General features: G+C 34.0%; 24 protein-coding genes and 1 pseudogene. 6 read left to right on the forward strand and 19 right to left on the reverse strand.

All coding sequences use genetic code 11. The annotated features are described in order from the left end of the window. Positions 1-49: 49 nt before the first annotated feature. Entirely contained in the window at positions 50-1234 is a 1185-nt protein-coding gene (locus CLOCL_RS18785; RefSeq protein WP_014256797.1) for an FtsH/Yme1/Tma family ATP-dependent metallopeptidase, read from the reverse strand. Between the two features lie 158 nt (positions 1235-1392). Between CLOCL_RS18785 and CLOCL_RS18790 the strand changes: the two genes are divergently transcribed. The 3 genes from CLOCL_RS18790 (at position 1393) to CLOCL_RS18800 (ending at position 3721) form a co-directional block, all read left to right on the forward strand. Continuing rightward, complete coding sequence (locus CLOCL_RS18790) at positions 1393-1710, forward strand: PadR family transcriptional regulator (RefSeq protein ID WP_014256798.1); 318 nt, start codon at positions 1393-1395, stop codon at positions 1708-1710. Then, entirely contained in the window at positions 1707-2216 is a 510-nt protein-coding gene (locus tag CLOCL_RS18795) for a DUF2812 domain-containing protein (RefSeq protein WP_014256799.1), read from the forward strand. Before CLOCL_RS18790 ends, CLOCL_RS18795 begins: the two co-directional genes overlap by 4 nt. Positions 2217-2377: 161 nt before the next feature. Beyond that, positions 2378-3721 (forward strand): DUF6056 family protein, encoded by a 1344-nt coding sequence (locus CLOCL_RS18800; RefSeq protein ID WP_148263808.1) that lies wholly within the window; start codon positions 2378-2380, stop codon positions 3719-3721. A gap of 120 nt (positions 3722-3841) precedes the next feature. On the opposite strand, the gene CLOCL_RS18805 is transcribed toward CLOCL_RS18800, so the two are convergent. Beyond that, positions 3842-4963: an aldo/keto reductase gene (locus tag CLOCL_RS18805; RefSeq protein ID WP_014256801.1), complete on the reverse strand. Its 1122-nt coding sequence runs from the start codon at positions 4961-4963 to the stop codon at positions 3842-3844. Between the two features lie 673 nt (positions 4964-5636). Next, positions 5637-5897: a DUF2812 domain-containing protein gene (locus CLOCL_RS23870; RefSeq protein ID WP_198528742.1), complete on the reverse strand. Its 261-nt coding sequence runs from the start codon at positions 5895-5897 to the stop codon at positions 5637-5639. Between the two features lie 161 nt (positions 5898-6058). On the opposite strand from CLOCL_RS23870, the pseudogene CLOCL_RS18815 reads away from it, so the two are divergent. Further along, positions 6059-6337 (forward strand): annotated as a pseudogene (locus CLOCL_RS18815) (IS4 family transposase); the annotation flags it as partial. Positions 6338-6605: 268 nt separating this feature from the next. Here CLOCL_RS18815 and CLOCL_RS18820 read toward each other — a convergent pair. Continuing rightward, positions 6606-7835 (reverse strand): IS256 family transposase, encoded by a 1230-nt coding sequence (locus tag CLOCL_RS18820; protein ID WP_014253808.1) that lies wholly within the window; start codon positions 7833-7835, stop codon positions 6606-6608. A gap of 193 nt (positions 7836-8028) precedes the next feature. Between CLOCL_RS18820 and CLOCL_RS18825 the strand changes: the two genes are divergently transcribed. Beyond that, positions 8029-8781: an ABC transporter permease gene (locus tag CLOCL_RS18825; RefSeq protein WP_014256803.1), complete on the forward strand. Its 753-nt coding sequence runs from the start codon at positions 8029-8031 to the stop codon at positions 8779-8781. A 429-nt stretch (positions 8782-9210) separates the two neighbouring features. Here CLOCL_RS18825 and CLOCL_RS18830 read toward each other — a convergent pair whose 3' ends face one another. From CLOCL_RS18830 to CLOCL_RS18870, 8 genes are all read right to left on the reverse strand, one after another. Beyond that, positions 9211-9585, reverse strand: coding sequence for a PH domain-containing protein (locus tag CLOCL_RS18830; protein ID WP_014256804.1), 375 nt, complete (start codon positions 9583-9585; stop codon positions 9211-9213). A gap of 262 nt (positions 9586-9847) precedes the next feature. Further along, a complete protein-coding gene (locus CLOCL_RS18835) occupies positions 9848-10732 on the reverse strand; it encodes a MerR family transcriptional regulator (RefSeq protein WP_014256805.1) in 885 nt (294 codons plus the stop codon). A gap of 839 nt (positions 10733-11571) precedes the next feature. After that, a complete protein-coding gene (rpsI, locus tag CLOCL_RS18845; RefSeq protein WP_014256807.1) occupies positions 11572-11964 on the reverse strand; it encodes a 30S ribosomal protein S9 in 393 nt (130 codons plus the stop codon). A 27-nt stretch (positions 11965-11991) separates the two neighbouring features. Next, positions 11992-12420: a 50S ribosomal protein L13 gene (gene rplM, locus CLOCL_RS18850; RefSeq protein WP_014256808.1), complete on the reverse strand. Its 429-nt coding sequence runs from the start codon at positions 12418-12420 to the stop codon at positions 11992-11994. A 340-nt stretch (positions 12421-12760) separates the two neighbouring features. Then, the gene (truA, locus tag CLOCL_RS18855; protein WP_014256809.1) at positions 12761-13495 is read right to left on the reverse strand and encodes a tRNA pseudouridine(38-40) synthase TruA; all 735 of its coding nucleotides are present in this window, start codon (positions 13493-13495) and stop codon (positions 12761-12763) included. A 162-nt stretch (positions 13496-13657) separates the two neighbouring features. Beyond that, positions 13658-14602 (reverse strand): ROK family protein, encoded by a 945-nt coding sequence (locus CLOCL_RS18860; protein ID WP_014256810.1) that lies wholly within the window; start codon positions 14600-14602, stop codon positions 13658-13660. A gap of 134 nt (positions 14603-14736) precedes the next feature. Beyond that, positions 14737-15525, reverse strand: coding sequence for an energy-coupling factor transporter transmembrane component T family protein (locus CLOCL_RS18865; RefSeq protein WP_014256811.1), 789 nt, complete (start codon positions 15523-15525; stop codon positions 14737-14739). Between the two features lie 73 nt (positions 15526-15598). Next, a complete protein-coding gene (locus CLOCL_RS18870) occupies positions 15599-16462 on the reverse strand; it encodes an energy-coupling factor transporter ATPase (protein WP_014256812.1) in 864 nt (287 codons plus the stop codon). A 246-nt stretch (positions 16463-16708) separates the two neighbouring features. Between CLOCL_RS18870 and CLOCL_RS18875 the strand changes: the two genes are divergently transcribed. Next, a complete protein-coding gene (locus CLOCL_RS18875) occupies positions 16709-17302 on the forward strand; it encodes a class I SAM-dependent methyltransferase (RefSeq protein WP_014256813.1) in 594 nt (197 codons plus the stop codon). A gap of 130 nt (positions 17303-17432) precedes the next feature. Here the strand turns inward: CLOCL_RS18875 and CLOCL_RS18880 are convergent, their stop codons facing one another. From CLOCL_RS18880 to rpmJ, 7 genes are all read right to left on the reverse strand, one after another. Further along, positions 17433-18281 carry an energy-coupling factor transporter ATPase gene (locus CLOCL_RS18880; protein WP_014256814.1) on the reverse strand — a complete coding sequence of 283 codons (849 nt, stop codon included), beginning with the start codon at positions 18279-18281 and terminating at the stop codon, positions 17433-17435. A gap of 144 nt (positions 18282-18425) precedes the next feature. After that, entirely contained in the window at positions 18426-18950 is a 525-nt protein-coding gene (locus CLOCL_RS18885) for a bL17 family ribosomal protein (protein WP_014256815.1), read from the reverse strand. Positions 18951-18995: 45 nt separating this feature from the next. After that, positions 18996-19943, reverse strand: coding sequence for a DNA-directed RNA polymerase subunit alpha (locus tag CLOCL_RS18890; protein ID WP_014256816.1), 948 nt, complete (start codon positions 19941-19943; stop codon positions 18996-18998). A gap of 202 nt (positions 19944-20145) precedes the next feature. Continuing rightward, positions 20146-20772, reverse strand: coding sequence for a 30S ribosomal protein S4 (gene rpsD, locus CLOCL_RS18895; protein ID WP_014256817.1), 627 nt, complete (start codon positions 20770-20772; stop codon positions 20146-20148). Between the two features lie 77 nt (positions 20773-20849). Beyond that, positions 20850-21254, reverse strand: coding sequence for a 30S ribosomal protein S11 (gene rpsK, locus CLOCL_RS18900; RefSeq protein WP_014256818.1), 405 nt, complete (start codon positions 21252-21254; stop codon positions 20850-20852). A 21-nt stretch (positions 21255-21275) separates the two neighbouring features. Beyond that, a complete protein-coding gene (gene rpsM, locus CLOCL_RS18905) occupies positions 21276-21647 on the reverse strand; it encodes a 30S ribosomal protein S13 (RefSeq protein ID WP_014256819.1) in 372 nt (123 codons plus the stop codon). 285 nt (positions 21648-21932) lie between these two features. Continuing rightward, the gene (gene rpmJ, locus CLOCL_RS18910) at positions 21933-22046 is read right to left on the reverse strand and encodes a 50S ribosomal protein L36 (protein ID WP_010246774.1); all 114 of its coding nucleotides are present in this window, start codon (positions 22044-22046) and stop codon (positions 21933-21935) included. Positions 22047-22160: the final 114 nt, after the last annotated feature.

Genomic DNA, 22160 nt, shown 5'->3' on the forward strand with positions numbered 1-22160 from the left:
GAAATATTTTTTCTTTTAGTATTTATCTTTTATCGAAACTTCAATATATTTATTTTGTTCTTCTTGTCTCTCTGACTGTTGAAATATTACATATCCTTCTTATCGCTTCGATAATGTCATTTTCGGTTATATCCTCTCGTCCATCACCAGAGGCAACCATTGCAGCTTCATTAAGAACTGTTTCTATCTGAGAACAACTTAATCCATCAAACTGGGCTGCCAATTTTTCAATCGACACACTCTGAGAAAGCTTCTTTTTCCTTGTATATATATTTATCAGCTCAATTCGAGTGTTGTAATCGGGATTAGGAACCGTATATTTTTTATCGAATCTTCCCGGACGCACTAATGCTTCATCAAGAGCTTTATAGTTATTGGTGGCGGCAATAACCATAACCCCCTCCTCACGGGTAAAACCGTCCATTTCATTTAACATTGCAGTAATAATCCTGTTGTTTTCCTTGTCAATTCCTGCTCCTGAAAAATAACGCTTCTCACCTATTCCGTCAAATTCATCTATAAATATTATACAAGGTTTGTTTGCACGGGCTTTTCTAAACAAAGCCTTAATTTTGGCAGGCCCTATAGACATAATTGCGCTCTGAAAATCTGTTGCCTTCGTTGCAATGAAATTGACCTTGGCTTCCCCTGCCAATGCCCTTGCAAACAACGTCTTTCCGTTTCCGGGACTTCCTTCCAGCATGATGCCGTTTATCGGACGTATCCCTTTTTCTGCATACTTCTGCGGATTCTTCAATATATCCACAGCCTGAAGCATTTCTCTCTTTAAATCCTCCATGCCTGCAACATCCGAAAATTTAGTTTTATTGTCACGAATAACTTTAAAGGTGTTTTTCCTGTAACTGATAAGTTTATATACACCGAATATTATAATCCCGAAAAAAATGACGTTAAAAATCATATCGGTAACTGTAACCAGAATTTCATCAATGTTTTCCTCCGAGCTTACCTCAACTCCATTTAGTAGTAAAAACTCCTTGAAAGAATCCAATTCCGGATTGTCGGTACTGTATTTTTCCTGCTCTCCTTTTAAATAGAATCTTACTCTGTCGCGCCCAATTTCCGCTGAAACCACATTGCCGTTCTTTACATGATTATAAAAATCAGCATAAGGCATAGGCACAGAATTATCCCTTTCAAAATAAAAAGCTATTCCTACAATAATAGCAAGTACAACTATACAAAAAATTGAGATATTTCTTTTATTTCTCATTCGTCCTTCACCCTTACCTAAAATTTATACCGAACTCAATTATAACAAAACGTCAAATACTATACAAAAAGAAATTTACTCCTGTTACATATTGACAAATATATCGGCAGGTGATATATTAAATATATCGGAACACGATAGGTCGAGAGGTGATATGTTTGGAAAGTAATTTACCCTTAACTGAAGCAATATTTTATATTTTGCTTGCTGTAAGAAAACCCAACCACGGATATGGAATCATTCAGGAAGTCACTGAAATTACCGGAGGTAGGGTAATACTCGGCCCCGGTACACTATACGGCGCTATAAATTCCTTACTTTCGAAAAAATGGATAAAGCTATACAGCGAAGATAAGACCTCTAGAAAAAAGAAGGAATATCTGATTACCGATGACGGTAAAGAAGTCTTTTATAAAGAGGTAAAGCGATTGGAAGAACTCATTCATAACTCAAAATTAATGGAGGAATCGGTATGAAAATATTCAGATTATATTATGATATGGACGAAGAAGTAAATTGGTTACACAAAATGTCATCAAACGGATGGGCCTTAAAAGATTTTTTCTTAGGTTTATATACATTTGTTCCGTGTGAACCCGGCGAGTATATATATCAAATCGATTTACTTGATGACCATGGAGACGAACAAGACTACCTTGAATTTTTGGAAGACAGCGGTGTTGAAGTAGTTGCTAGATGGTTCAGATGGGTTTATCTCAGAAAAAAAGCTGAAGACGGCCCTTTTGAAATGTATACCGATATAGATTCAAAAATTAATTATTACACTAAAGTAAAGAAATTTTTTCAAACAGCTTTGATACTAGAGATTATATGTTTACTAATAGAACTCGGTGCAGCGTTAACTACAAAAAGCCCGATATACTGGTTACTGGCAATACTAATTGGTATTATTGCTTTGGCTCTTCTGCGTATGGTTTGGAAATGTCAATGGAAAATAGAGCAGTTAAACCGCGAAAAATAAGGATTAAAATACATTTTAACAAAATAATTCAGGCAAAAAGCTTTATGAACATGCAACTATTAATTTAATATAAAAATCAGATTTTATTGACTTCTTTAATAAATATAATATAAAATTTCATTGTCTATCACATAAATATTCCATTTTCAAGGAGATATATGATGAAATATTTGCTGGATAAAGTAAAGAAGTTATATGTATGGGATTATTTCCCTTTTATAATTCTCGCGCTAGGAATGTTTCTTTTTCACTTCAGCATTGATTTAGGATGGGGAGATGACAGTTATTATATAACCATGCTGAACAAAAACAATTTAAATATTCTCCCCTTTATTGTAAACCGTTATTATAATTGGTCCTCAAGATTAATAATAGAATCATTTCTCATAATATTAGTTCATTTTGAGTGGCTATGGAGAATATTAGATACAGCTATAATGGTTTTAATCGCAGTAAGTATATCAAAGCTAATTCCAAGCTGTGATACCAGGCTAAAAAATTGGATAATTACAAGTTTTGTATTTATCTACCCAATCAACCATATGAATAGTGCAGGATGGATAGCAACAACAATGAATTATTCCTGGCCGCTTGCTTTCGGATTATTTTCCATGATACCAATAAAAAAAATACTTTTCGATGAAGAAATAAAAAATTTCGAGTATATATTTTATATATTAGCAATACTCTTTGCACTAAATCAGGAACAAATGTGTGCAATTATTTTTTCAGTATATCTAGTGTTTACAGTATATTTATTTTTTAAGAAAAAGCCAAATTTGTTTATGATTATCCAAAGTTTATTAAGCATTATCAGCATGATATTTATACTCACATGCCCTGGTAATTACGCCAGAAAAATTGCAGAGGTAGGAAAATGGTTTCCTGAATATCCCAATATATCATTTTTACAAAAAACTGAAATCGGATATTCATCTGCTTTATTCGAATTTATTATGACTCCAAATAAGATATTTACATTGTTTAGCGGATTATTATTGATATGTACTATAATTACCAAGAAAAAATCTTTACATAAAATAATAGCAGTTATACCATTGGCTTCTAACATAATATTTGGATATCCAAAGGGACTATTATTAGAATCATCTCCTATAATTGCTTATGTTAAATATTCAATAACTGAATACGGAACCGGCTTTAAAATATTTTCTATTGACACTTGGTTACCGGATTATATAATAACCTTAGTCTTAATATGTATTCTATTTTCATTATATATTATATTTGATAATAAAAAATATTCAATTCTATTAACTTTTATATTTTTACTTGGCTTCGCTTCACGCTTTATAATGGCTTTTTCTCCCACTATCTGGGCTTCTCGCGAAAGGACTTTCATATTTATGTATTTTTCAATTATAATTTGCAGCGTGATTTTATTTCAAGTAATTCTAGATTCAAAATCGAAAAAATTTATTGCATTTAGCACAGGTATCATTGGTTCTATTGCAACTTTTGAATATTTAAATTTAATCTTTTAACCAACATAATTATTTTCACATTTATAAATAATACTATCGATTGGAATATATATGACCGTAAAAAATGTCACAAAAAATTCCTGCAACCTCAACAGATTGCAGGAATAAAATTTTAAAGAATTATCTGTCAAATATTTTGGAAGCTTCCTTCATTGCTTCAATAATTGGCAGATGTTGCGGACATACACTTTCGCATTGTCCACAGCTTATGCATTGACTTGCTCTGCCGCTTCTGTCCATCAAATTATTATAGAAAAAGCGTGGTCTGGCGTCCTCGCCATACATCCGCATTGTGTTCAGTGCACTGATTATGTCAGGAATACTGATTTTCTCCGGACATCCGTCACAGCAATACCTGCATGAAGTACATTGAATGGTTGGCTGTTTTATGAGAGCCTTTGCCACTTCATCAAGAACTTGTTTTTCTTCATCCCTTAAAGGCTCAAAATTCTCAAACGTCTCCAAATTGTCTTTAACTTGCTCTTCGTTGGACATACCGCTTAATATTGTCATAATACCTTCAAGAGAACCAACAAACCGCAATGCCCAGGAAGCAACACTTTTATCCGGCCGATGTTTTTTCAGTATCGATTCAAGATCCGGTGTAATGTTTGCAAGCATGCCTCCCTTGACCGGTTCCATTACAATAATCGGCATATTATATTTTCTAAGTACTTCATACAGTTCTCCGGAACGAACAATGGGACTAATCCAGTCTGCATAATTCAATTGAATTTGCACAAATTCCACTTCCGGATGTTCAGAAAGAATCTTATCCAACAGTTTCGGCGATCCGTGAAAAGAAAATCCAAAGTGCTTTATTTGGCCCTTCTTTTTCTTTTCGATTCCCCATTCAAAACAATTATATTTGATATAGGTATCATAATTATTTCCTTCCTCTATACTGTGCAGCAGGTAGAAATCAAAATAGTCCACTCCTGCCCGTTCCAACTGTTCATTAAATATTCTGTCACAGTCCTCAGCCTTTTTCATCTCCCATGCCGGAAGCTTTGTGGCAAGATAAAAGGCATCTCGCGGATAACGTTTTACAACTGCTTCTCTAACCACCACTTCAGATTTTCCTCCATGGTAGACATAGGCTGTATCAAAATAGTTGAAGCCCTTTTTCATAAAATCGTCCACCATATTACATACCCGCTGGATGTCTACTTCGCCGTCTTTTTCCGGAAGACGCATCATTCCGAATCCCAATTTCGAAATCTTATCAAAATCAATACTCATTTTTTCCCTCCGTACTATAATTTTGACTTAAGTTTATATACAATGCTTATACTGTTAAATTCAATCCCCCAATATTATTGATACAATTAAGAATTTTTTCTGTAGCAATATTAAAGTCTTTTATTCTGCCATAATAAATGTTCTTCCCTCTTAGTAAGCTCTGTATCGCTAAACATTGCTGTACGTTCATCCCGTACTAATTACAAAGGAATAATTTGCTCTAAACCTTCAAGTATTTCTTTTCCTAAAAACAACAGATCCTCCTTTTATCCTATCCATTCTCTCATATTTAATTATACATGATTTCGAAATACCCTTCTTAGTACAATAAAAATTAATTAGTATTTTCACAAGGTAAATCTATTTATATACTTTTTCCTTCTAAATTTGCCTTCCTATAATGATTTTCTGCTTTGAATGCTAAAGCAAAATACAATACAATGAGTAATTGGAAAAACAACCATGAGAACCCTCTCATTATCGCAAAAGGTGTTTCAAATAAAAATGCTTTCCAAAAAGATATTCCAGTTCTATCCCATAACCCAGGTGTATAATACGATAATTTTGAATTAAGAAACACTTTAACATTAATAGCTTCATTCATTATCAATGCAATAAAAATCGGTAAATAAGATATTGCTGTCATTAGCCACATATTTGATAATCTTTTATATCAAACATCTTTTAAATAAATGTCCGAAAAAGTATAATCTTCACCACTCTCATTGACTGTTTTAAAGTATTGTGTTCCTGAATACTTATTACCAGATATATGTTCCCATCCACTATATATAATAAGTGCAATATAATCTTTGAAATTTCTATTATTCTTAAAAGTGCGAAAATCAATTTTTATAATATTATTACTGGGCTCAACCTTACGAAACTCATATTTAAAAGATTTTTTACTCAGCTCCCATCCTTGCTTTGCCATTTGATTTAACTATTTTTATCAACTTTCGCATATAGTTAATGTGCAGCGAACATTGAAAAATCAATAGATTTGGGCAATAAAAAAGTACAAGAACCCCCTTCTATGTGATATAATAGAAGTACCCAAACCCTATTAAATCGACAATTTGGAGGTTCTTGAACATGTCTATTGTATCACAGAAGGTTAAGGAAGAAAATAGATTTTCTTTGACAGTTGATAACTTTTTCAAAATGTTTTCTGTAGGCTATCTGTTAAAAAAGTCAAACGCATATAAAGATAAAGGTATTCCTTGTCTTACGGTATTCAAAGTACTGTTTGAACTTGTTTTTACAGGTAAAAATCTGTTTATGAACTATAAAGCAGAAAGCTTTGATATACCATTTGCAAGGGATGTGGCCTACAGATTCTTAAATTCCATACATATCAACTGGCAAAGATTTTGATAGTGTCTTGTCAAGTGGTGTAAATTGTTTTCTACTATGTTTCTTTAATTTCCGCTAATGTGGTTGTCAAGGGCCCAAACCGGGCTTTTCCTTGACAACCACATTCCGCCATGCTCTCTTTATTGTGCCGAGGGATGAGGGGAAGAAGCAAGTTACATTTACCTCATCCTCCGCAATTTTCCAGTGTAGCATGGCGGACACTGCCTAAGGCCATTTAAGTGTAGTAAAAATAGCCTCGGGATTCAGCTAAAAAAGCAAGCTAACTTTATTTGTGCAATAATGCCTCTGGGGCCAAACTATATGTCCCAATTGCAGGCTTTACCAACTTATTCATTGATTCTTTACTAAAGTACCTTCGACCAATTTGCCATTCCTCGTGCTGCTCTATTAATATTGATCCAACCAATCTTATTACTGATTCACGATTTGGAAATATACTTACCACGTCAGTTCTTCGCCGTATTTCCCTGTTTAGTCTTTCTAATGGATTCGTGGAATGTAGCTGTGCCCAATGTTCTCGCGGAAACTCCATATACTGCAACACATTCTCACATCCATTTTCCAAGACTTCCATTGCTTTCGGAAATCTTCCCTTTAACTGTTCTACAACTGTATATAATTGATTCTTAGCTGTTTTCTGGTCCGGTGCTGCAAATACTGTTCTTACTATTGCTGATACCATACCTTGCTGTTTCCGTGGCACCTGACTTAATACATTCCTCATAAAATGCACTCGACACCTTTGCCACGAACAACCTCCTAAAACTTCTGAAATCGCCTTTTTTAACCCTTCGTGAGAATCACTAATAACAAGTTGGACTCCATGTAATCCACGATTTACAAGTCGGCGTAAAAACTCTGTCCAGAATGGCCCGCTTTCTGTAAGTCCAACATCAAAACCCAAAATCTCACGTTCACCATTTTCATTAACACCTACTGCTACAACCAATGCCATGTTTTCTACATGTCCACCTTCCCGTACTTTTGGAAATGTTGCATCCAACCACAAATATGGATATTTAATTGTTAATTTACGGTTTACAAATTGAGTAACATATTCATCAAGTTCTTGGCTTATGCGTGATACTTTACTTTTATCAATACCTTCCATACCAAGTGCCTGAACTAATTCATCCACTTTTCGGGTGCTTATACCATGGACATATGCTTCCTGAACAACATTAACAAGTGCTTTTTCCCACATACGCCTAGGCTCTAGAAAACTTGGGAAATAGGTTCCCTCACGAAGTTTAGGTATTTTTAAATCAATGGTACCAAGACGGGTATTATATGGTCTGATTCTGACACCATTCCTTTGATTATTTCTTTCTTCTGTACGTTCATACTTATCTGCACCAATTTTTGCAGTCACTTCAGCTTCCATCAACTTATTTAGTATTAAAGCCATCAGATCTCTCATGAAATCTCCATCTTTTACATGTCCATAATACTTGAAAATTTCTTCGATTAGTGGCATTATATCTTTTGTAGCCATGATATGACCTCCTCTACTTTTGTTTGGCTAACATAGTAGAAAACCATATCGTGGCTTTATTTTCAAGGGACAATATTTTCCAGTAATTTTAAGTCATCAATTTTACACTACTACTTAAGACTATAACTTTTCTTTAATAGCAGTTACCCATGCTAAAAAATATGACTTAAACAATAAGTGAGGTTAAGAATATATGCTGAAAAGAATAATATTAATTGAATTAACAGAACATTCGAGAAAAAAATTGTATTATTTTTACTTAGTAACTGTTTTATTAGTATTCTTTATTTCTTTTGCTGTACTTAAAATTAATAATAAGCCTTTTGATTTTATTAATATTAGCACAAGTATTTTTCAAAATTTAACACAAATAGCCCTAATCTACAGTTCAAGTTTACTAAGCAGTTCAGTTTGTAAAGAGTATGAAAGAAGGACAATGAACTGGTACAAAGTAAGAAAAATAAAACCAACACAATTAATTCTAGGAAAGTTCATCTATTATCTTTTAGCAAGTACAATACCTGTATTGCTTTGTTATTTTATATGCGGTATAGTATTATTAAATATTTTTGAGACAGTAATAAGTATAAAAGAAATAATTTTAGTTTGTCTTGTTATATTATGTGTTTTTTCATTTGTTACAGCACTTCAGATTTTTATATCGTCTTTCTTTAAAACCTCAGGTGCCTCTATGATTGCTATTTTCATATCATGGTTGATATTATCAATAGTAAATACTGTTGTCCCATTCATTAAAGGTTTTGTTGCACCTTTTGATATGAATAGTATACAAAATAACTTTGTATCTAATATATTATTGGATGGCATTACTTTTTCAAATAATCACATAATGCAAATATTAGCAATATATTTATTACCTCTTATATATACAACATTGTTACTTTATTCAGCTAACTTTTTTGTCAAGAAAGCATTATGTAAATAATAAAAAGCATTAAACAGTTTCAAACTATATTAAGTTATTCAAGTCTACACCAAGTTTTACGCAAAAATTAGCTTGAACGTATTTGATAGTAACATCAAATATGTTCAAGCTAGCAGTATATAGTATCTTTTTTCTATTATTTTAACATACATAAATTTTATTTTTTATAAAGCTGTACACAATTAAGCTCGATTTTATTTTCATTTAATTGCCATTAACATTATTTTCACAAATTAATATTATATTCCATCCAAAAAAATAAAGTTTTTCCCTCGATACTACGGCTATCGGAAAAAGTGTAAAATACGTTGATGCTTGTAGCTTCTAGATATTATTTCGTTTAAAACAAAAGACACTTCCTGCAAATCTCTTTACAGAAAAGTGTCCTCACCTACACAAATATTAAAAAAGTAACTGCTGCATAAAAAACTATCCTTTCAAAAGTGCATTGGCTATTAACTTGTCAAACTTCCTAATATCCACTCCCTTTTGTAAATTTATCTTGATATGTCCCGCTCTGGTCCACAATTCAACCTCAGCATTAAAATCTAAAAAGCGCCCTGCATTTTCGGTAGACCACATAACAATCGACGAGTATGGCAAAGAATATATTTCCACTTTCTTACCAGTAAGCCCCTGTGCATCCCTTACGATCAGTCTCCTGTCGGTAAAAATTGCACTGTCTCGAAAAGTTTTATAAGCCGCAACAGCCACCTCACCATCTACTAGCAGCTCACTAACATCATCCGGAATGGGGCATTCGGATAATAGGGTCCATGTTAAGATGTTGCTCATGTCAGACATTTTTTTATCCTCCAATTTTATGGTAAAATTATACTGTTTTATATACTTCTATAATACATCGGTTTATTTAACTTTTCCATATATTTCTTTAAAAACTAAGCTACCTATTACTGTATATAGATTCTTTTATTTTTTATATAACCAAATTCATAATAAAAATATCATATATTGCGCAAACAATTTTCTTCATAAAAGATTTTAATATTTATAAAATTTTTTCAGCTTTAATTTGAAAAAAGCGAAGAAATAAAACTGACGCAACTTAAGTGTTATACATATTACCGGTGTGAGGAAACTTGTCTAAGAAAATTCTGTTTGCAGTATGAATTTTTTCAAAATACTCCCGATATGAATCGCTTAATATTCTTAAATTTTCAATAAATATATTATAATATCCGCTTTCTTTTTGAAACTTTAACAGTAATTGCTTCATTCTATATGCCGGTGAATTTTTATATTCATCGGTATTTATATATTCAAGATATTTTTCAATAACTTCTTTATTTTCTTCTATATACTTGTCTGCATTAATTACTGAATCTACTATAGATAGATTCATTCTCTCCATATTTTCTTTTTCAAAGTCTTCAAAACCTTTCTCTAAAAAATCTTCCAGTTCTTTAGGAAACTCAGTTTCTTGAATCTTATCCAAATAATCAACGATTTTATTATATGCCCTTTCTTTTTCCTCTGTGTCAATCTTTCCATTCAGAAACTGCCCAAAGTGTGCACACAAATACATCCCATACGCTCCGGGAAATACCTGAAGCAGTTTTTCTTTAATTGTGAAATGTTTCTCAATGTCTCCATCAATATATTTAATTGCCTGTTCAATGTCATAATCCTTTATTAATTGCTCCATGCACTTTTTCTTAGCCATTGCTTTTTCAATTTCCAAATCCATCTTGTATTTAATTTTTGCCAAAGCAGCAGATTTATCTGCACTTGCAAGGATATCTTTAATTTCAGCAATACCAATGCCTAACTTCCTTAAAACTCCAATTTCTTTCAACACTAAAATATCTTTATCACTATAGTTTCGATAGCCGTTTTCATCAATCCTCGGACAAATCAATCCATGCCGCTCATAATATTCAACTGCTTTTTTAGTCAGTTTACACTCTCTGCAAACATCTTTTATAAACATATTTATCACCCTATATTTATCATAGGCTAACCCCTAAGGTGACAGTCAATACCTTTTTCGTATAATTTTTAAAGCGTATGAAATTAGTTAATTGATATTTCTCCGAGCTTGCTTATTTCCTTGATGTCTCGGCAAAATTAAAATCGATTCAAATCACCTACTTTTAATATCGTTATTAAGTTTTTCACTATATATTAAAATTAGAAATAAAGCATCTCTTTGTCCCTATTTAAGCAAAATTTCATAAAACTCCATTTATTATACTATCTTTTCTTTTTAGACATTTCTTTTAAAAATTCTCTATACTCTTGTACATTTAATTCCTTTTCTTTTTTGTAACTTTCAGGCAAAAAAATTCGATCGCGGGATTAACTACTCTTATTAATATTTTCAATTCCAAAAAGGAACATGCAAAATACAGAACACCTATTAATAATATTCTTAATATCAAAATATCAATTATTTTGATAACAAAAATTATACTAATTGTATAAATGACTACAAACACAGCAAAATTACCTATAGCGAAAAAAATAGTATAGTTGAAGCTTTTTTTACCCATGAATATACTCCTTAAATATTCTCCATGAATATTTCTTGGTTTTCATGCAACAGCTGCGTTTGAATAAGTACATTTGTCGGTACATTTTAATTTATATATACTCTAGTCTAGCTTTCAAATCCTTCTTTAAATACCTATTTTTCAATTTATTAACCATTTTTCAGCTATTTAAACACAAAAAAACCGCCAAAGGTATTTAAACCAATGACGGTTTTGTAAACTCGTAAACAAACTTTGTAAGTTTGAACAAACTCGAGTGTACAGAAACACAAAAACTTTATCTCTTTGAAAACTGCGGCGCTCTTCTTGCTTTCTTGAGACCGTATTTCTTTCTTTCCTTCATTCTTGGGTCTCTTGTAAGGAAGCCAGCTTTCTTCAATACCGGCTTTAACTCTTCATCAGCTTTTACAAGAGCTCTTGCAATACCGTGTCTTATTGCACCTGCTTGACCGGTGAAACCTCCACCTATAACTTTGCAGATTACATCAAACTTGTTAACTGTATCAGTAAGTACTAATGGTTGCTTAACAATAACTTTCAAAGTTTCCAAACCGAAATAATTGTCAAGATCTCTATCATTTATAATAACTTTTCCTTCACCAGGAACAAGTCTAACTCTTGCAACTGATTTCTTTCTTCTTCCAGTTCCGTAATACTGTACCTTTGACATAAAATCCTACTCATCCCTTCCTAGTTATTATATTTCAAGTTTTTCAGGCTTTTGAGCTGCGTGCTCGTGCTCAGGCCCTCTGTATACTCTCAATTTTCTAAACATTGCTCTTCCGAGACTATTCTTTGGAAGCATACGTTTAACAGCTATTTCAACAGCTCTTTCAGGTTTTTCCTGTAAAAACGCTCTGTATTTTATTTCTTTCAAACCGCCAGGATGAAGTGAGTGATGTCTGTATAATTTCTGATCCAATTTCTTTCCTGTGAGAACAACCTTTTCTGCATTCACTACTATTACATGGTCACCTGTATCAACATGTGGTGTAAATTCAGGTTTATGCTTTCCTCTCAATATTTTTGCAACTTCGCTAGCCAATCTTCCAAGTGGTTTGCCTTCAGCGTCAACAACATACCACTTTCTTTCAACTTCATGGGCTTTCGCCATAAAAGTTTTCATTTCAAACTCGAACCTCCTTAAACAATCGTAAAAAGTATTTATAGAAATCAATCTTCAGTTCAATTATTCGTGAACCAAATTTTCGACACTTAATCATTTTAATACAGACCCTGGCAAGTGTCAAGTATATTTTATCGTTTTTTTAATTTATCTTTTGTTTCCTTTGCTTTTTTACCCATTTTTACTTCATACTCTTGTATAATCGTTCGCCATTTCATTTTTTATTAGGTTGTGCAAAGCGCCTTAAAAATATCCTTTTTGGATTTTTTCCATAAAAACAAATTAATATAATCCTTTCATTATAAGGAATTGTATTATAAATCAATTTCAATCCTAATTTTCAATAATAAACCTCAACAAGATACAAACCTTGAGGCGGTGCTGTCCTTCCGGCTCTTCTTCTGTCTAAACTTTCAATTATATCGGGAATATCCTCAGCCTCTATTCTTCCCATTCCGACATCAACTATTGTACCCACCATGATTCTTACCATGTTATATAAAAAGCCATCGCCCGATACTTCAAAACAAATCAAATCTTCCTTACTGGTAAGGCTTACATCAAAAATGGTCCTTACTGATGTTTTTGAACTGCTTCCCGTTGCCCTAAAAGCCGAAAAATCATGAGTACCTTTAAAAAACTCAATTGCTCTGTTCATTTTCTCCAAATCCAAACGATGTGATATGTGATAGGCCCTGTTTCGATATATTGCCGACGGAAAGCTGTTATTATAGATTAAATATCTATATTTTTTCCCTTTTGAACAATATCTGGCATGGAAATCCATGCTTACCTCTTCCGATTTTTTTATAACAATATCATCAGGAAGCATTCTGTTTAAAGCATATGAAAACCTCTCTGGAGGAATATTGGAATTAGTAAAAAAGTTTGCAACCTGCCCATAAGCATGAACTCCTTGATCCGTCCTGCTTGAACCGGTTATAGCTATTTTTTCTCCCGTTAATCCATGTATCGCCTTTTCTATTGTCCCCTGAACCGTTTTTGCATTTGACTGGGCCTGCCAGCCATGATAATTGGTACCATCATATTCAATTGTAAGCTTCACATTTTTCATTTCTTTTATCACCTGTGCACTCTTTCTATTACCCTTCCTAATGTATTTTTTATCTTAGTTTCCTTTTCAGCAAGTTATACTTTAAAACTTCCGTATAATTTTAAAGGACACAGTTCCATGTGCCCTTAATAGTTTATCTTATAATATTCAGTCCTTTTTATCCTATCCCAGCATAGCTGCACCGATTATTCCGGCATCATTACCCATTTGAGCTGTCTTTATTTGTGTCTGCGGTATTTCTTCCCTGCTGAAGACCCCGGCATAAACCAATTCTCTCAGTGGCTTAAGCAGATATTCACCTTCTTTGCAAACTCCGCCGCCAATTACTACTACTTCCGGCATAAATATATTTATAACATTTATCAGTCCCTCAGCTATATATTTTATATATTGTTTAACAACCCTATTACCTACTTCATCCCCTTGCTTTGCTGCATCAAAAGGCGTTTTGGCATTTATTTTGCTTAAATCTCCATCAACCAGCTGGTTGATTATCGAATCGGGATTTTCCTGTGCAGCTTTTGTCGTTTGCCTTATTAAAGCAGTAGCAGAGGCATAGGTCTCCCAACAGCCTTTCCTGCCACAGGTACACTGTACCCCATCACAGTGTATAACCATATGGCCTATTTCCGCACCAGCATAGTTAAATCCACTGTAAATTTTACCGTCAATAATTATTCCTCCGCCTATACCTGTTCCCAAAGTAATGGTAACCGAATGTTTCGCACCTTTTGCACTCCCTGCAACGCTTTCAGCCAAAGCTGCACAATTTGCATCGTTATCAAGATATACAGGCAGATTAATGTACTTCTGCATTTCTGCTTTTATAGGAACGTTTCTGAAATTCAGGTTACCGCTAAAAATTAGAATTCCTTCTTTACAGTTCGGAGTACCGGGGCTTCCTATCCCTATTTTTTGTACCTCATCTATTTTTACATTTGCACCTTTGATCACGTTATAAGAAAGCTCTGCCATATCTTTTATTATTTCCGTATAAGGCCTCTGCGCATTAGTCGGTACGCTTTCCTTATACAATATTTTCCCATCCTGATCAACCAATCCTGCTGCTATATTTGTTCCCCCAAGATCAATACCCACAGAATACATGATTATCCTCCCCACTCTTTATTAATGATCGACTTAAACTTTTACAACCCAATTTTTAAAATGAATTAAAATAGCATGTATAAACAATTATACAAGTAATTCAAAGCATTGTACATATATTATATAATATATTGCTAAAACAGCAAAATCAGTATTTCAAAAATTATTACCACCAGACTTGCAATAGCATCTATTCCTGACAAATGCAACTCGTTCATTCTTGTTCTTCCTATTCCTCCCCTGTAACATCTGGCATTCATTGCATCAGCCAGCTCATCTGCCCTTCTGAAGGCACTTACAAACAATGGTACCAGTATTGGGATAAAACTTTTTGCCCTCTTTACAATGTTCCCCGAATCAAAATCCGCTCCTCTTGATATCTGAGCTTTCATTATTTTATCGGTCTCTTCCAGCAATGTGGGAATAAATCTGAGAGCAATAGTCATCATCATAGCAAACTCGTGTACCGGAACTTTAACATGTTTCAGAGGTTCAAACAATCTCTCAATTCCGTCCGTCAAAGCTATGGGAGTTGTTGTCAAAGTAAGCAGAGATGTACCGATAACCAGCAGCGAGAGCCTGATTGCCATTTTTACCGCCAAATGAATTCCCTCAAAGGTTATCCTTATATATTTGAAACTCAATACTTCTGTACCGGGTGTAAAAAAAATATTCACTATAGCAGCAAACACAACAATAAACAATATAGGCTTTAAACCTTTTAAAGTATACCTTACAGGTACTTTGGATACAGCAACAGCTGCAAAAACCAATATCGCAAACAGTGAAAATGAAATATAAGAGTCTATTATCAACAGTGTCACCATAAGTATCGCTGTCAATACAATTTTAACTCTAGGATCCATTCTATGTATAATTGATTCGCCAGGAAAGTATTGGCCTAATGTTATATCTTTAATCATTTACTCCACCCTAATGCCGCTTGTGTTATATTATAAATCTTGTATAATGCTTCATAAATCTATTCTGACTGTCTTAATTATTTTGTTTTATATTCCGCTTTGTAAGAAATTTAATTATTTCTTCTTTGGCATCGGCAATTGTAAAAATATCATCACTGATTTCAGGCACATATCTTTTGAGCCTTCTCATCAAATAAGTGATTTGAGGAACCGACAATCCGATTTGTTCAAGTCTTTCATGCTGCTTAAAGACCTGTTCAATTGTTCCGTCCATCTCTATGTTTCCACTGTTCATAACAATTATTCTTTTTGCTATCCTTGCAATATCCTCCATGCTATGAGAAACTAAAATCACAGTAATATTAAGCTGTTTGTGAAGATTCAAAATCAGTTCATATACAGCATCTCTCCCCCTTGGGTCAAGTCCTGCAGTCGGTTCATCCAATACGAGTATTCTCGGTTCCAAAACCAAAACTCCGGCAATGGCAACTCGTCTCTTCTGCCCGCCCGAAAGCTCAAAAGGGGATTTTGATAAAATTTCCTCTGAGAGTTCAACCATTTTTAAAGCTTTTTTTACTTTTACCTCTATTTCATCCTCTTTAAGTCCTCTTTTTTCAAGCCCAAAAGCTATATCTTTGAAAACCGTTTCCTCAAACAGTTGATGTTCAGGATACTGAAATACAATACCCACCTGATTTCTAAGTTCTTTTGCTTTTTTTTCCGATATATCAATACCATCGATATATATCTTGCCGGATGTGGGTTTTAATATTCCATTCATATGCTGAACCAGTGTTGACTTTCCGGATCCGGTATGCCCAATAATACCCAGAAGTTCACCGTCATTAATGACTAAGTTTATATTATCCAATGCTTTTTTCTCAAAGGGTGTTCCCTTCATATATACATACGAAAGGTTCTCTATTTTAATTGTCATTTTGCCTCCAACCGAATATACCTTTTACAATTGCCATCAATCCGCTATAATACTCAACAAAATACAGCAATATTTCGCATATCATATTATTTATACACTTTTTATCCCATTACTTCAAGCCTGTAATTTTATTAACTTAAAAATAATACTATGATATGCTATAATTAATAGCATACTTTCAAACAATAAAACAAACAATACTGGTATTATGGAAATATAATTTTTTCGTATTTGGAGGGAAATGTAATGGAACATTACTATTCACAAAAGCCAAGTGTCGCTCACAATGAAAATAAAATACATTTTAAGGTTAAGGATTTTCAACTGGAATTTATAACTGATGCAGGTGTCTTTTCCAAAAAAAGAGTTGATTTTGGGAGTAATCTCCTTATCAATTCAGTACCGCAAACTTCCGGCAAAATTCTTGATTTAGGTTGCGGTTACGGTGTGATTGGAATTTCACTGTCACTTCTTAATCCTTCTTCCGAAGTAACGATGGTTGATATAAACGAAAGAGCTGTAGAACTGGCAAATAGAAATATTGAACTTAATAACATTAAAAATGCCCAGGCAATTCAAAGCGACGGTTTTGAAAAGGTTTCCGGCAATTTCGATGTAATAGTCAGCAATCCTCCCATAAGAGCCGGAAAAAAAGTAATTTATCCACTTTTTGAACAAAGTATAGACTATCTCAATGCCAACGGATCAATATACCTTGTTATTCAAAAGAAGCAAGGCGCCAAATCGGCTTTAGAAAAACTTGAATCCATATACGGCAATTGTGAAGTAATAATTAAAGATGCCGGTTACTGGATATTAAAAAGCACCAAAACTGTATAATCATCGGCTTCTATTGCCGAAAAGTCCGATTATTTTGACTTAATTAGGCAACACAATAACCATGTTTGCCAACAATTCTACATGTTTTAAGTATATTTTTCGCAAATAAATCAGTTTGAAAGTTAATTTTTTAAAGCAATAAGTCTTTAAGTACCTCTACTGCCTCTTCTACATCTATAACTTCAAGCGGAACTTTAAAACCTTCCCTTTTTAATTCATATAATAGTTCTGTCACTTGCGGAACATCTAGCCCTAATTTTTTAACTCCTTCCACATCGGCAAAAATTTCGTGGGGTGAACCGTCTTTGATAATTTGCCCGTCGTCAATAATAACCACTCTGTCGGCATATACCGCCTCGTTCATATGATGCGTTATATGTATGATTGTTATATTCTCCTCCGAATTTAACTTCTTTAAAACTTCCAAAACTTCTTTTCGACCTATGGGATCAAGCATGGATGTTGCTTCGTCCAATATTATACACTGCGGATTCATGGCTAGAATTCCTGCTATTGCTATTCTCTGTTTTTGACCTCCGGATAGATTATGAGGTGCTGATTTCCTGTATTCAAGCATTCCCACTGCCTTTAGTGAATCTTCCACTCGAGCTTTTATTTCATTTGATGGAATACCCAGATTTTCAGGTCCAAAGGCTACATCTTCTTCAACAGAAGTTGCAATTATCTGATTGTCGGGGTTTTGGAACACCATGCCCACGCACTGCCTTATATCCCACAGATGGCCATCATCTGAAGTTTTTATACCATTTATATAAACAGTACCTTTTGTTGGCAAAATCAAGGCATTCATCAAACGGGCAAAAGTTGACTTTCCGGAACCATTCCTGCCAATTACCGCCACAAACTGCCCTTGCTCAATCTCTAAATTGAAATTAGAAACAGCAGGTTTTAATTCTGCTTCTGTACTACTTTTGTACTTATATTCCACATTGTCAAATTTAATTATTTTTGTTGTCATATTTACCCCTATATTTTCTGCCTCTCCATTTTGAAATTTGTTTCTTATAAACTGCCTGCTTTTACTTTTAATCTTGTTATGCTAAATTGAATATAAAAAGGATTAGAATGGATAACAAGCCCACCTAATCCTTATTATTTCATATTACACAAGCTCTAATATTACCATTTCAGCTCCGTCACCTTTTCTTGGTCCCAACTTGTAGATCCTTGTATATCCACCGTTCTTTTCTTTGTACTTAGGAGCTATTTCATCAAAAAGCTTATTTGCCAGGTTAATTGTTTTTCCTTCGCTATCCTTGATTCTGTATAGCCAATTCATAGCTTTCCTTCTTGCACTCAATCTTGATGGATTGTCTACACGAACCATGTCGGTCTTAATTTCTCTTTCAACAACGTAGTATGTTTTTCCGTTCTTGGATGTAACTTTATTTGTAATTTTATTACCCTTTGAATCAAGTTTTGGCGCACTAACTTTAACCTGTTTTGATGTAAAGTTGTCACATTCTTTAACTGCTAAAGCAATAAGCTTTTCTGCAATATTTTTAACTTCCTTGGCTCTTGCCTCAGTAGTTTCGATTTTACCTTTCTCAAATAGGGCTGACACTAAACTTTTAAGCATTGCTTTTCTTTGGTCGGTAGGCCGCCCTAATTTTCTTTGCGCTGGCATTCTTTTACCTCCTTCTCACCAAACCTCTATTCGACTTTTTGTTGATTAGTCTTCACTTGGAGCTAATGACAAACCTAATGCCTTAAGCTTGTTATAAACTTCTTCCAAGGACTTTTTACCAAGGTTTCTAACCTTCATCATATCTTCCTCGGTTCTGTTTGTAAGGTCTTCAACAGTATTTATTCCTGCTCTCTTCAAGCAGTTATATGACCTTACCGATAAATCAAGTTCTTCGATTGTCATTTCAAGAACTTTCTCTTTCTTGGTCTCTTCTTTTTCTACCATGATTTCTGCATTCTTTGCATTATCTGACAAATCAATAAACAGATTCAAATGCTCGCTCATTATTTTTGCACCAAGACTAATTGCTTCATCAGGCTTAATGCTTCCGTTTGTCCATACTTCTAAAGTTAGCTTGTCGTAATCAGTAACTTGTCCGACACGTGTATTTTCAACAGTATAATTCACTTTAGTAACCGGAGTATATATTGAATCAACAGGTATAATACCTATTGGCTGTCCCGGATGTTTATTTTTTTCTGCTGAAACATAACCGCGTCCTCTGTTTACTGTCAATTCCATGTAAAGCCTATGATCTCCGCTCAGTGTTGCTATTTTATGCTCCGGATTAAGGATCTCAACATCTGCATCAGTTTTAATATCACCGGCAGTTACTTCACCTTCTCCGTCAGCATCAATATACATAACCTTAGGCCCGTCTCCATGAAGCTTCAAAGATAGACCTTTTATATTAAGAATAATTTCTGTTACATCTTCAACTACTCCAGGTATCGTCGAAAACTCGTGCAACACACCATCAATCTTTATTGATGTTACAGCAGCACCGGGCAAAGATGAAAGCAATATTCTTCTCAATGCATTACCTAGAGTTATGCCATATCCTCGTTCCAAAGGTTCAACTACAAATTTGCCGTAAGTGTTATCCTCGCTAGAAATCACACATTCTATTTTAGGCTTTTCAATCTCTATCATCAAAAACCCTCCTTTTTACAACAAATTTATTTTTTTGAGGGCAACCGATTCAATATTCTTTATCTCTAATCGTAGCACATACTGAACTTCCATCTACATTGAGAATCCTCAGTTGCTGTACCAAGCAATCTCACTGATATCACAACATAGAAATAATGAAACAATAACAATTACGCTCCATTTATTTCTATCTATATCTTTATTACTTGGAGTATAACTCAACAATAAGGTTTTCTTTTAACGGTAAGTCAATATCTTCTCTCGATGGAAGAGCAACAATCTTGCCAGTAAGGTTATCAGCGTCGAACTCAAGCCACTTTGGAATAACCTTTCCTGATGTGTTTTCCAAAATTGATTTTATCTTCGGTGAAGATTTGCTTTTCTCAGCAACAGTGATTTTATCGCCCAATTTAGTTATATATGATGGTATATCAACCCTACTGCCATTTACCATAAAATGACCGTGTCTAACCAATTGTCTTGCCTCCGGTCTTGATGTAGCAAGACCCAATCTATAAATTACATTATCCAGCCTTAATTCCAATAATTGAAGCAGGTTCACTCCTGTAACTCCCTTCTTTCTAACAGCCATTTCAAAATATTTTCTAAACTGGCTTTCAAGCACTCCATAATATCTTCTTGCTTTTTGTTTCTCACGAAGCTGGATACCATATTCTGATAATTTCTTTCTGTTTTGGCCATGTTGTCCTGGAGCATAGCCTCTTCTAGCAACCGCACATTTATTTGTATAGCATCTTTCCCCTTTGAGGAAAAGTTTTTCACCTTCCCTACGGCAAAGTCTGCAAGATGCTCCGGTATATCTTGCCATTTAATTTTACACCTCCAATGAGTATTAATTACATTAACAACACTTCTATTATATATTATTGGGATACCATTATATTATTAAACTCTTCTTCTCTTAGGCGGTCTACAACCATTGTGAGGAATTGGAGTAACATCTTTTATAAGACTTACTTCAAGACCTGCAGCTTGCAGAGCTCTTATAGCAGCTTCTCTACCTGATCCCGGGCCTTTAACATAAACTTCAACAGTTTTCAGTCCATGTTCCATAGCTGCTTTTGCTGCTGTTTCGGCAGCCATTTGTGCTGCAAAAGGTGTGCTCTTTTTCGAACCCCTAAAACCAAGACTTCCTGCACTTGACCAAGCAATTGCATTTCCTGATACATCGGTCAATGTAACTATTGTATTATTAAATGTGGAGCGTATGTGTGCTGCACCACGTTCAATATTTTTACGTTCTCTTCTTTTTCTAGTGGGTCTCTTGCCACCTGCTGTTTTAGTTGCCATTAAATCGCTAACCTCCTTTAACTATTTCTTTCTTTGTACTCCAACAGTTTTCTTTGGACCTTTTCTTGTTCTAGCATTTGTTTTAGTCCTCTGTCCTCTTACAGGCAGACCCATTCTGTGTCTTCTACCTCTATAGCAGCCAATTTCCATCAACCTTTTGATGTTAAGAGAAACTTCTCTTCTTAAGTCACCTTCAACTTTATATTCCTTGTCAATAATCTCTCTGAGTTTATTTATCTCATCGTCTGTCAAATCTTTTACTCTTGTGTCAGGGTTAATACCTGTTTTTGACAATATCTGGTTTGACAGTGACCTGCCTATTCCATAGATATAAGTCAATCCAATTTCTACCCTTTTCTCTCTGGGTAAATCGACTCCGGCAATACGCGCCATCTTTTTTTACACCTCCGTAAGATTCAGTAGTAATTAGCTATACTTAATAATTTTAAAATTAATTAATTTATAAAATAAACAATCCAGGACACAATATAAATCTCCTCACTTGAAGAAGACTTATATTGCGCAGCCGCATCCTGTATGTTATTTTTTACTGTACTGATGACAGTTGACAAAAGACAGTCTTTTGAATGTCAATATACTATTGGAATTAATATCTCAAAAATTCCTATATATATTTAACGATAAGTACTGTCCATTGTCAACTGTCATCTCTATAAGTTAACCTTGTCTTTGTTTGTGCTTAGGATTTTGACAAATTACCATTACTCTGCCTTTTCTTCTGATTATTTTACATTTCTCACAAATAACTTTAACCGATGGTTTTACCTTCATCTTAAATCCTCCTTAAATCTTTCTCTCGAGAACTTTCTTCTCTGATTTAATTTCAATATCTAGAAATATTGTATTTCTAAAATTAATAAGCTTTGGACAAGTTTTTGTTCTCAC

Source organism: Acetivibrio clariflavus DSM 19732 (assembly GCF_000237085.1).
In the GTDB taxonomy this organism is placed as follows: Bacteria; Bacillota; Clostridia; order Acetivibrionales; family Acetivibrionaceae; genus Acetivibrio; species Acetivibrio clariflavus.

What these genes read in the sequence shown, in the direction of transcription:
- CLOCL_RS18785 (WP_014256797.1), bottom strand. Translation starts at nt 1,234, where the DNA reads ATGAGAAATAAAAGAAATATCTCAATTTTTTGTATAGTTGTACTTGCT.
- CLOCL_RS18795 (WP_014256799.1), top strand. Translation starts at nt 1,707, where the DNA reads ATGAAAATATTCAGATTATATTATGATATGGACGAAGAAGTAAATTGG.
- CLOCL_RS18800 (WP_148263808.1), top strand. Translation starts at nt 2,378, where the DNA reads ATGAAATATTTGCTGGATAAAGTAAAGAAGTTATATGTATGGGATTAT.
- CLOCL_RS18805 (WP_014256801.1), bottom strand. Translation starts at nt 4,963, where the DNA reads ATGAGTATTGATTTTGATAAGATTTCGAAATTGGGATTCGGAATGATG.
- CLOCL_RS23870 (WP_198528742.1), bottom strand. Translation starts at nt 5,897, where the DNA reads ATGGCAAAGCAAGGATGGGAGCTGAGTAAAAAATCTTTTAAATATGAG.
- CLOCL_RS18820 (WP_014253808.1), bottom strand. Translation starts at nt 7,835, where the DNA reads ATGGCTACAAAAGATATAATGCCACTAATCGAAGAAATTTTCAAGTAT.
- CLOCL_RS18825 (WP_014256803.1), top strand. Translation starts at nt 8,029, where the DNA reads ATGCTGAAAAGAATAATATTAATTGAATTAACAGAACATTCGAGAAAA.
- CLOCL_RS18830 (WP_014256804.1), bottom strand. Translation starts at nt 9,585, where the DNA reads ATGTCTGACATGAGCAACATCTTAACATGGACCCTATTATCCGAATGC.
- CLOCL_RS18835 (WP_014256805.1), bottom strand. Translation starts at nt 10,732, where the DNA reads ATGTTTATAAAAGATGTTTGCAGAGAGTGTAAACTGACTAAAAAAGCA.
- rpsI (WP_014256807.1), bottom strand. Translation starts at nt 11,964, where the DNA reads ATGTCAAAGGTACAGTATTACGGAACTGGAAGAAGAAAGAAATCAGTT.
- rplM (WP_014256808.1), bottom strand. Translation starts at nt 12,420, where the DNA reads ATGAAAACTTTTATGGCGAAAGCCCATGAAGTTGAAAGAAAGTGGTAT.
- truA (WP_014256809.1), bottom strand. Translation starts at nt 13,495, where the DNA reads ATGAAAAATGTGAAGCTTACAATTGAATATGATGGTACCAATTATCAT.
- CLOCL_RS18860 (WP_014256810.1), bottom strand. Translation starts at nt 14,602, where the DNA reads ATGTATTCTGTGGGTATTGATCTTGGGGGAACAAATATAGCAGCAGGA.
- CLOCL_RS18865 (WP_014256811.1), bottom strand. Translation starts at nt 15,525, where the DNA reads ATGATTAAAGATATAACATTAGGCCAATACTTTCCTGGCGAATCAATT.
- CLOCL_RS18870 (WP_014256812.1), bottom strand. Translation starts at nt 16,462, where the DNA reads ATGACAATTAAAATAGAGAACCTTTCGTATGTATATATGAAGGGAACA.
- CLOCL_RS18875 (WP_014256813.1), top strand. Translation starts at nt 16,709, where the DNA reads ATGGAACATTACTATTCACAAAAGCCAAGTGTCGCTCACAATGAAAAT.
- CLOCL_RS18880 (WP_014256814.1), bottom strand. Translation starts at nt 18,281, where the DNA reads ATGACAACAAAAATAATTAAATTTGACAATGTGGAATATAAGTACAAA.
- CLOCL_RS18885 (WP_014256815.1), bottom strand. Translation starts at nt 18,950, where the DNA reads ATGCCAGCGCAAAGAAAATTAGGGCGGCCTACCGACCAAAGAAAAGCA.
- CLOCL_RS18890 (WP_014256816.1), bottom strand. Translation starts at nt 19,943, where the DNA reads ATGATAGAGATTGAAAAGCCTAAAATAGAATGTGTGATTTCTAGCGAG.
- rpsD (WP_014256817.1), bottom strand. Translation starts at nt 20,772, where the DNA reads ATGGCAAGATATACCGGAGCATCTTGCAGACTTTGCCGTAGGGAAGGT.
- rpsK (WP_014256818.1), bottom strand. Translation starts at nt 21,254, where the DNA reads ATGGCAACTAAAACAGCAGGTGGCAAGAGACCCACTAGAAAAAGAAGA.
- rpsM (WP_014256819.1), bottom strand. Translation starts at nt 21,647, where the DNA reads ATGGCGCGTATTGCCGGAGTCGATTTACCCAGAGAGAAAAGGGTAGAA.
- rpmJ (WP_010246774.1), bottom strand. Translation starts at nt 22,046, where the DNA reads ATGAAGGTAAAACCATCGGTTAAAGTTATTTGTGAGAAATGTAAAATA.